Genomic DNA, 9,894 nt, shown 5'->3' with positions numbered 1-9,894 from the left:
GTGACCGTCGCCGAACCGGAACCGGCTGAATACGTCAAGATCTGCGACGTGTACGGCGCCGGCTACTTCTACATCCCGGGCACCGAGACCTGCCTGCGCATCGGCGGCTATATCCGTTACGACGCCTCGGCTGGTCAGGAAGGCTCGTTCGATGGTCGCGGCACGACCGACGTCCTGAACGGCGACGATCAGCGCTCCTGGCACAAGCAGGCTCGCCTCGCGCTGAGGACCTGGACCGGCCAGGAAACCGAACTCGGCACCTTGAAGACCTACACCGAGACCCGTTTCGACTTCGCTGATGGTGCTTCGGCGGTCAACGCCCACTTTGCCTGGATCCAGCTCGGTGGCCTGCAAATCGGCGCTTCCGAATCGGCCTTCGACACCTTCACCGGCTACGCCGGCAACGTCATCAACGATACGCTGGTTCCTTACGGCGGCTTCGACACCAACCTGATCAGCTACACCTTCGACGCAGGCAACGGCTTCTCGGCCATTGTCTCGTTCGAAGAGGGCAATTCCTACGGTGGCTATGTCCTCCCCGACCGCAGCCTTCGTACCGCTGACGACGGCCGGACTTTGCCGGGCAGCGAGCTCATCGACAGCTACGTGCCGCATATCGTCGGAGGCGTGAAGTGGACGCAGGGCTGGGGCGGCATCAGCGGCGTCGTCGCCTACAACAGCAACTGGGAAGAGTGGGCCGGCAAGGTTCGCTTGGACGTGAACGTCAACGACGCCTTCACGCTGTTCGTCATGGGCGGTTACGGCACCGACGACAACGCTCCGCGCAACTTCTACAAGCCGTGGGGCGGCAACTGGGCTGTGTGGGGCGGCGGCACCTACAAGTTCAACGAGAAGGCGTCGTTCAACCTCCAGGCTTCGTATGACCAGAAGAAGGAATTCGGTCTCGCGGCGAACGTTGCTTACACGATCGTTCCCGGCTTCTCGGTCATCACCGAAATTGACTGGGCTCACAACGACCACGCCAAGAACGATTTCAACTGGACCGAAATTCCTGACGACAAAAAGAACGCCGTCGGCGTGGCCATCCGCTTCCAGCGCGACTTCTAAGGGCTGGAATTCTACAGGTGAAATCCAGCCCGGGCGTTTTCTTGCCCGGGCTGGATTTTGTTTTCGCGACTGGGTGAGGGCAAGCGAAAGACGAGAAGGGGGTACAGGTAGCTGAAGTCTGTGAAATGGTTTCGTCGGGATCTGCCGCCTGGTGGATGAAAACCATTTTGTCGGACAAAAACTCTTGAAAGGACGCCTCCAAGCGGGTAGCTGTGCTTATCCACTCGGGGGTGTGGTCAAAAAATGACGAACGAAGCGATTCAAGAGGGGGGCTCCTCTGATCATTTTGCGGTTTTTTCTTCTCAGAATTCGAAGTTTAACTACACATACAACAAGATCAGAGAAGTAAAGTCGTATAGGGTCGGGGAACTTTTTGCAGCTTATCGAGATATACTCTGGGATGACGGGCGGCATAAATACAATGTCAGCTCTTTCATTGGTGAAATAGACGAGATCCTTCTTGGAGAGCGTTTCAGCACCTTTGACCAGAATACCCTGGACAATCTTATCGGTACATTGCGCCAGCGCGGCAACAGCAACGCAACCATCAATCGCAAGATGGCTGCACTCAGCAAATTGCTGCGTAAGGCGCATAAGATGGGAGATATCCACAGCCTGCCCGAGTTCCGCCGCCAGAAGGAGCGGGCGGGACGGATTCGTTTCCTCGAAAGGGACGAAGAAGCAAGGCTGTTCGCGGCGATCAAAAGCCGCAGCGAGGATGCCTACAGGCTTTCCGTCTTCCTGGTCGATTCCGGCTGCCGCCTTGGCGAGGCGCTCGGCCTGATCTGGAACGACATCCAGGAACACCGGGTCTCCTTCTGGATCACCAAGTCCGGCCGCAGCCGCACCATTCCGATGACCGAACGCGTCAAGGAAGTCATCAAGCTGCCGCCGAACACGGAAGGACGCCGGCCGAAAGGCCCGTTCACCAAGCTTACACAGGCGCAGTACCGCGCGATCTGGAACGAAGCGAAGACGGAAGTCAGCCTCGGCGCCGACGAGCAGGTGGTGCCGCATATCCTGCGTCACACTTGCGCTTCACGTCTCGTCCAGGGCGGTATCGACATAAGGCGCGTCCAGATGTGGCTGGGCCACCAGACCTTGTCGATGACCATGCGTTACGCGCACTTGGCCACCAACGATCTCGATGGCTGTGTTGTCGTTCTCGAGAAACCGCGCGGCAACGAAGCATCGTCGCGACCGGCCGAGAACTCCGTGTTCGCGTCGCCACTAACGACGCCGACCTCTGCCCCGCCGTCTCGGAAAGCGAAAGGGCCGGAACCGGCCAAGGCGCCCCGCAAGCGCTCGAAAGGCGAATAGAGCAATTCCAGGAAAAGTGTGAGCGGTAAGTTCGGCACCTTCGCTGTGACCTTCAGTCCGGAATGGCGTAAAAACAAAGAGATAGGGCGTTTTGCCGTTTCCATGAAACGGTGAAACGCGCTAGTTCCCCGACACAGAGGATTTTGACCGGTCGGCTCCGTTTGCATTGGCAGGCGGCATGCGTTGGAGATTGGCCGAAACGCCCATCGCCATCGTCATTCCAGGGCGGAGCAGGAGCGAAGCTCCGTGGCGAAGACCCTGGAATCCATGCCGTTACCTTCGCCAAGGAATGCAACGGAGCAGAATTCTGCACCGTGGCGGCACTCCAAGGTCACGGAATGGATTCTATGGTCTGCGCCGCGTCGCTTCGCTCCTTGCTCCGCCATAGAATGACGAGGTTGGGGCGGCTTCAGCCAAATCCCGAGCGTTTGCGCCGATTTCACGGACATGACCGGAAATCTTGCACCAAGACAAAAGGCAACCTTTCAAAATCCCTGTGTCGGTGAACTAAGCCGGTCGGATCGGCCTCGCCGGCCGGAAAAATCTATATTTAATGATAAAGCCCGGGGCCGATATAGTCTCAGGCTTTATTTCATTTCTACTCGATATTCGACCCGATCAAGGAATGCGGCAATCTCTTCCGGCAAAGTTCCGGTTTCCAGGAACGGCGCGTGCCCCTGGCCTTCGACGGTGATCTGTTCCATGCCGGGGTGCCGCTCCTGCATCTCTTGAAGCGTCGCCGTGGAAAGCAGCTTCGAGTTTGCGCCGCGAATGGCGAGCAGCGGTAAGGTGGCGAGCGCGTCGAATTGCGGCCACAGATCCGGCAGCGGCTTGCTGAAGTCGATGCCGGCCAGCGTGTCGACCAGGGCCGGATCGAAATCCGGCACCCAGCCGGCCTTCGTCTGGCGGCAGACCGCGCCCACCATTCGCGCCCAGTCGGCGACGGTGAGCGCCGGGAAGTCGGCTCCGTGCACGCGCCGCTGAGCATCCACCGCCTCGGCGAATGTCTTCGGTTTCGGCGCACGGTCGAGATAGGAGCGGATATGGGAGAGGCCCTCCGCCTCGATCACCGGGCCGATGTCATTCAGGACGACGGCCCTTAGCATGGCCGGCGTCAATGCGCCGAGCATATGGATGATCAGGCCGCCGCGCGACGTGCCGACGAAGACGGCCTGTTCGATGCCGAGCGCGGACAGTCCGGCAAGCACGTCGCCGGCTTCGACCCCGACATTGTAATGGCCGATATCGGGATCGTGGTCGGATTGCCCGCGGCCGCGGTAGTCGAAGGCAACGACTTTCCGGGGGCTCTCCGTTTTCTTGGAAAGATGGATCGCGAGTTCATGAAAGTCGCGCGCATTGCGGGTGAGGCCGGGCAGGCAGACTGCCGGGCAGCCCTTGGCATTCGCTTCGCCGTAGATCCGCGCATGGAGTTTCAGGCCGTCGGGCGCGGGATAGAAGAAGTCGGAGAAACCTTCGTCGCTCGCCATCGCAATGCCGCTCCTCGCTGGGTGATCGACAGCTACAGGCGAGGGCAGGGATCGTCAAACACTCTTCCCTTCTGCCACAAGGGGAGAAGGAAGAACCTCAACTCCGCCCGTTCACGAGGTCGCCCACGATATCGTATTTCCCCGAAATACGCATCTTGTAGACCTCGTAATTTTCCATCACGCGTTGCACGTAACTTCTTGTTTCCGTGTAGGGGATCCGCTCGATCCAGTCGACGACCGCATCGACTTCCTTGCCGCGTGGGTCGCCGTACTTCGCCACCCATTGGGCGGCGCGGTTCGGGCCGGCATTGTAGCCGGCGAAGGTGAGCACGTAGGAGCCGCCGAAGCGGTCGAGCTGCTCGCCGAGAAAGGCCGAGCCCAGCGTCGCGTTGTAGCCGGCATCGGTCGTCAGCCGCGCCTGCGAGAAACTCATGCCGGCCTTCTTCGCCAGCTGCTTGGCTGTGCCCGGCATCAGCTGCAGCAGGCCGCGTGCGCCGGCGCTGGAAACGGCGCCCACGTTGAACTCGCTTTCCTGGCGGGCGATGGCGTAGGCAAGCGCCTTGCCGGACCCCGAAATGTTGGCCGAATCGGGAATGACACCCAGCGGATGCGACAGCGCGCCGACATCGATGCCGCGCTGCGCGGCGATCTTGCCGACCTTCAGCGCCATGAAATGGTTGCCCTGCTTTTCGGCCAGCACCGCAAGCAGCGCCAGCTCGCCCGGACTGCTCAGCTGCCCGGCAAGATCGCGGTAGAGCGTCTCGGCATAGCGGTCGTAGCCAGCGTCCTGCAGCCGCTTGATCGCGCTCACCGCCTCGCGGCCGTCGAAACTCTGCCGGTCGGCGGCGCTCGGCTTCGGATAGGCGATGTTGAGGGACCTCAAGCCCACACGCTCGCCCGCGAGCTGACCGTAGAAGGTCGTGCCGTAGCCGGCCGCGCGCGTGAAATAATCCTTGGCGTTGCCCGGGCCGCCGACTTCCGCCGCGCGGCCGAGCCAGTAATAGGCGCGCGACAGCGACACCGGTCCCTGGGCGAATTCGGTGATGCGCGTGAAATGCCCGGCGGCGGTCGCCGGGTCGTTGAGGCCGCGCAATGCATACCAGCCGGCATGGAATTCGGCTTCGGCGGCGTTCAGCGGGCTCTCGGCGGCGTGCATGGAGACGATTCTGTAGGCGGTCTTCATGTCGCCCTGGTCGACCAGTTCACGCGACAGCACGCGGCGTTCGACCCACCAGGCATCGGGGTCGACCAGCGAATCGCGGTTCGTCGGCGCCTTCATCACGATTGCCGCGGCATCGGCGAATTTCTGCTGCTTGCGCAGATATTCCGCCTCGGCGAAGAAATAGCCGGCGGAGCGCTGCGCTGCGGGCACCGCCTTCAACAGCTTGGCGGCGTTCTTGTCGCCCTTGTCGGCAGCCGCCCAGGCATCCGCCAGGGGCTGTGCGCCGGCGAGGCCGGCGACCCTCAGCGCCGAGGACGGCCGGTCGGCATAGAACATGCGCTCCATGCGGTAGCGATGGTCGGCCGCCGGGATCAGCGCGCCGAACTCCTTGATGACGGTCGCCTCGTCCTTTGCTTCCAGCTTCTCGGTGCGCCAGAACGGCACCAGCACCGCACGTGCCGCGGCCTGGTTGCCCAGCGCCATCTGCGAGCGGGCAAGGATGATCACACCCTCGGGCGTCAGCGGCTGGCTGCGGCCGAAGGCCTGCACCACCACTTGCGGCGGCGGGTTCTCGCGATAGAGCGCGCGCTCGCTGTTCTTGCGCAACGCGATCGTGCCGGGCCATCCCGGCAGCATCTTGGCCGCGTCGGCAATCTCGCCGCTCGGCACCTGATCGCCGCCATAAAGCGCGATCGCCCAGGCAAGGATGTGCCGGTCGAGCGAGGTGGCGGGCAGCGTGTCGCGCGCGTTGCGCGCGGCGGCGATGTTGTTGGCGGCGAGCGCATCGAGCCCGCTCTTCAGTTGCGCTATGTCGGGGGCGGTCGAGATCTGGCCCGGCGCCTGCGGCGCGTCGGGCGCCGGAATCGAGGCCGTCGCGCGCGCATCGACGCTGCCGCCGATCGCCATTGTTGGCGTCAGCGCGGCGATCGCGCCCAAAAGCGCGAAGAAATGAGGCCGCCTCATCGGCATGTTCAATCCTGGCACATCGTCAGCGGGTACGGCCTTGAAAGCCTAAACAGACTCTAAACTTAGGTGGTGAAGGGCTCGTAAACAAAAGGTTATCGAGGCCGTTCGAATTGCCCCCGCTGGTATCCCGATTCTGAAATTCGCATGACCTTGATATCGGGCGCGGTCCGAATTTCAGAATCGAAAGGATACCAGCCAACTGTCGAATCCAGTGTCGTCTTGGTTTTCGATGTTCGCTCCGAGCCTGATATCGACCTCCAGCGAACATCGAAAACCACGACACTGGCACTATTCCCATGCTTGCCGCTGAACCATGTCGAGACTATGGTGCGCGACTTCGCTTTCGGCTAGAAGGCGCGCAAATAAACCGATCGCTAAAACCTGATACGTTCCCGATAGTTCCAAGGAGTTTGGACGACATGCTGAGAGGCTCGCTGACTGCGCTCGTGACACCGTTCGAAAAGAGCGGGCGCTTCGACGAGAAAGCCTTTCGCTCACTTGTCGAATGGCAGATCGCCGAAGGCACCAAGGGTCTCGTTCCGGTCGGCACCACCGGCGAGTCGCCGACGCTGTCGCATGACGAGCACCGTCAGGTCGTCAAGGTCTGCATCGAGGTGGCCAAGGGCAGGGTGCCCGTCGTGGCCGGCGCGGGCTCCAACAACACCGAGGAAGCGGTCGGGCTGGTGCAATATGCCGAAAAGGCCGGCGCCGATGCCGCCCTTGTCGTTACGCCCTATTACAACAGGCCGACGCAGCGCGGACTCTATGAGCATTTCGCCGCCGTCGCCAGGGCGACCAGGCTGCCGATCATCATCTACAACATCCCGCCGCGTTCGGTGATCGACATGACGCCGGAGACGATGGGCAGGCTGCGCCACGACTTCAAGAACATTGCCGGCGTCAAGGACGCGACCGGCAAGGTGGAGCGTGTCTCCGAGCAGCGCATGACCTGCGGCAAGGATTTCATCCAGCTTTCCGGCGAGGATGCTTCCGCGCTCGGCTTCAACGCTCATGGCGGTGTCGGCTGTATTTCGGTCACCTCGAATGTCGCGCCGCGCCTCTGTTCCGAATTCCAGGAAGCCACGCTTTCCGGCGACAGCGCCAAGGCGCTCGACCTGCAGGATCGCCTGCTACCGCTTCACAAGGCGATCTTCATGGAGCCTGGTGTCTCGGGGTCGAAATACGCGTTGTCGAAGCTGGGCAAGCTCGAGAATGTGGTCCGTTCGCCGCTGGTGACGGTTGAGGCTTCGACCGCGGAAAAGATCGACGCGGCGCTGAAGCACGCCGGCTTGATTAATTAGCGAGCCCGTTTGGAAACTCTACTCCTGCGGCCATCTGAAGGCGCCACCTGCGCTTCCGGTGCTCACGTACTATATGTACGCTCCGCTCCGGTTCCGCGCATGGCCCCGAAAGCATCCGCTTTCGGAAAGGACCATGCGCAAAGTCGGGCTGCAGAGCGTCCTTTGCGCGTTTAGAAAACGCGCGGCGCTCTGTTGACACCTTCACCTGACTCGCAGGAGCGAGTTTCGAAACGGACTCTGGACGTCATGAATCAAGTCAAGAAAGCCGATCCCAACAACAAGACCGTTGCGGAAAACCGCAAGGCGCGCTTTTCCTATGAGGTGCTCGACACGATCGAGGCCGGCCTGGTGCTGACCGGCACCGAGGTAAAGTCGCTGCGCCAGGGCCAGGCCAACATCCAGGAGAGCTATGCCTCGGTCGAAGGCGGCGAGATCTGGCTGATCAACTCCTATCTGCCGGAATATCTGCAGGCCAACCGCTTCAACCACGAGCCGCGCCGGCGCCGTAAGCTTTTGCTCAACAAGCGCGAGATGGCCAAGCTGGCGCAGAGCATCGAGCGCGAAGGCATGACGCTGGTGCCGTTGAAGATCTATTTCAACGACCAGGGCCGCGCCAAGCTCCTGCTCGCCGTTGGCCGCGGCAAGAAACTGCACGACAAGCGCGAGACCGAAAAGCAGCGCGACTGGTCGCGCGAGAAGGGCCGGCTGCTGAAAGAACGCGGCTGAGCTTTCGCCGCCGGCGGAACCAGGCCGCCTGAAAAAAGCCACCGCCGGCTCTCTGGTCCGGCGCGCACGCGCCTTTTGCGACAGGGGATGGTCTTGGGGAAGCGGATTGTTTTCTGGGGCCTTGCCGGCGTGGTTGTCGCCTGTGCCGTCGTGGCAGGCGCCTATTTCTGGTTCCGCGGCTTTTCGCCCGACCGCGCGGAGTTCCCGATCCGGGGCATCGACGTCTCCCACCATCAGGGAAAGATCGACTGGCAGCGCGTCGCGGCAGACGATGTCGCCTTCGCGATCATCAAGGCAACCGAAGGCGGCACCCATGTCGACACCCAATTCGCAACCAACCTGCGCGAAGCCCGCGCGGCCGGCCTGGCGGTCGGCGCCTATCACTTCTTCACCTTCTGCCGCCCCGGCGCCGATCAGGCGAGGAACTTCATTGCGGTGGTGCCGCGGGGCGAGCCGCTTCTGCCGCCGGTGGTCGACATCGAGTTCGGCGGCAATTGCCCGCAACGCCCGTCGCCCGAGCAACTGAACGCCGAGCTTGCCGCTTTCCTCGGCCCGGTCGAGACGGCATTCGGCAAGCAGGCGATTTTCTATCTGACCGACGAGGCGGCCGACGCCTATTCCGGCAGCATCCTCAGCCGCCAGCGCTGGCTGCGCTCGCTGGCGATCAGACCGCGTGGGAACGACTGGATCTACTGGCAATATCACAATATGGGCCGCGTCGACGGCATCGAAGGCGATGTCGATCTGAACGTCCTGAAGGGCAGCCGGGCGACGCTGGCGGAGTTGTTTGCGCCGACGCCGTGAGTGCCCGGCGGCCTCGAATCTGTTTCTGCGGCGTTTTGCGTATATCGCTGAAAAGTCTCACGATCCGCGTGACGCCGGGACATTCAGGCTTGCGCTGGCACTGGGTCTCCCGGTCGCCGAGAAGGCCATTCCCGCTGCCATGATCGCGATGGCTGCGAACTGGATGGTCATCGGCGTTTCGCCGAGTACCGCCATGCCGACAATTACCGTCGCGATCGGTATGGCGGGCAGGAACAGGGACGCCGTCTGCGGCCCCATTTGCCGGACGATGTAGGTGTAGAGGAACATGGCCGCCGCGCCGGCCAGAATCCCTTGGATCACGATCTGGCTGACGATCTCCATAGCCGCCGCGGCATGGATATGGCTTGGCGCGAAGACATAGAGAACCGGCAACGGCAGACACGACAGGAGCACCACCGCGGCCGTCGCCGTGACCGGATCGGCACGCCATAGTCTCACGAGAACGGCATAAGTCGAAAACATGAGGCCCGATCCGATGAACAGCACGTCGCCGATCAAGGCGTCGCCGCTGCCGCCACGCGCCGCGGCGATGAACAGCAACAGCCCGGCGATGATCGCGCCGACACCGATCGTCCGTCGTTGCGAAACGCCGTCATCGAAGAAGACGCGCGACAACAGGGACGAAAAGAAGACGATAGAGGCGGGGCAGAGCGCAGCCGCGTGGGCGGCAGGCGCATAGGTCAGGCCCCAATTGATGATCAGCGGATAAGGCAAGCCTGCCAGCGCCGCCAATACCAGAGCCCGTCGCCAGCCCAGCGCCCTCATGGGAGCGAAGCCGCTGCGCCAGACGATCGGCAGAAAGACCACCCCCGCGCCGCCAAAGCGCAAGACGGCCAAATCTGTCGCCGTCAGATGCTCCCGGAGGCTGAAGCGGGCGGCGACGAATTGGATGGCGTAGATGCCGATCATGGTGAGGCCGGCGATAATCGCCAGTCTCGTGTTCCTTTCGTCATCTGCGTCTGTCACGACCTGCCACCCCCTATGTCGTCGGAGGTGAAGACCGTCTCCACCGCTGCGGCGAAAGCGCAGGCTATTGTTC

Annotated in this window: 8 protein-coding genes; 5 read left to right on the top strand and 3 right to left on the bottom strand. The window is 62.2% G+C overall.

Going from position 1 to position 9,894, the window contains the following annotated elements:
* The coding region (locus tag FJ956_RS24860) for a porin (protein WP_140781996.1) at positions 1-1,068 on the top strand (1,068 nt) is incomplete at its 5' end.
* A gap of 243 nt (positions 1,069-1,311) precedes the next feature.
* Positions 1,312-2,388 (top strand): site-specific integrase, encoded by a 1,077-nt coding sequence (locus FJ956_RS24855; protein ID WP_140683073.1) that lies wholly within the window; start codon positions 1,312-1,314, stop codon positions 2,386-2,388.
* A 587-nt stretch (positions 2,389-2,975) separates the two neighbouring features.
* Here the strand turns inward: FJ956_RS24855 and FJ956_RS24850 are convergent.
* Together FJ956_RS24850 and FJ956_RS24845 are read right to left on the bottom strand one after the other, a co-directional pair.
* The gene (locus FJ956_RS24850) at positions 2,976-3,875 is read right to left on the bottom strand and encodes an alpha/beta hydrolase (RefSeq protein ID WP_140683071.1); all 900 of its coding nucleotides are present in this window, start codon (positions 3,873-3,875) and stop codon (positions 2,976-2,978) included.
* Between the two features lie 97 nt (positions 3,876-3,972).
* Positions 3,973-6,006, bottom strand: coding sequence for a lytic transglycosylase domain-containing protein (locus FJ956_RS24845; RefSeq protein ID WP_140683068.1), 2,034 nt, complete (start codon positions 6,004-6,006; stop codon positions 3,973-3,975).
* A 416-nt stretch (positions 6,007-6,422) separates the two neighbouring features.
* Between FJ956_RS24845 and dapA the strand changes: the two genes are divergently transcribed.
* From dapA to FJ956_RS24830, 3 genes are all read left to right on the top strand, one after another.
* Positions 6,423-7,304, top strand: coding sequence for a 4-hydroxy-tetrahydrodipicolinate synthase (dapA, locus tag FJ956_RS24840; protein ID WP_140683065.1), 882 nt, complete (start codon positions 6,423-6,425; stop codon positions 7,302-7,304).
* 246 nt (positions 7,305-7,550) lie between these two features.
* Positions 7,551-8,030: an SsrA-binding protein SmpB gene (gene smpB / locus FJ956_RS24835; protein ID WP_140683062.1), complete on the top strand. Its 480-nt coding sequence runs from the start codon at positions 7,551-7,553 to the stop codon at positions 8,028-8,030.
* Positions 8,031-8,123: 93 nt separating this feature from the next.
* Positions 8,124-8,834, top strand: coding sequence for a GH25 family lysozyme (locus FJ956_RS24830; RefSeq protein WP_140683059.1), 711 nt, complete (start codon positions 8,124-8,126; stop codon positions 8,832-8,834).
* Positions 8,835-8,891: 57 nt separating this feature from the next.
* On the opposite strand, the gene FJ956_RS24825 is transcribed toward FJ956_RS24830, so the two are convergent.
* Positions 8,892-9,821 (bottom strand): DMT family transporter, encoded by a 930-nt coding sequence (locus FJ956_RS24825; RefSeq protein ID WP_281405632.1) that lies wholly within the window; start codon positions 9,819-9,821, stop codon positions 8,892-8,894.
* Positions 9,822-9,894 lie beyond the last annotated feature (73 nt).

Origin of the sequence: Mesorhizobium sp. B2-4-3 (genome assembly GCF_006442815.1) — a bacterium.
Classification (GTDB): domain Bacteria; phylum Pseudomonadota; class Alphaproteobacteria; order Rhizobiales; family Rhizobiaceae; genus Mesorhizobium.
This window is presented reverse-complemented; position numbering and strand designations above follow the sequence as displayed.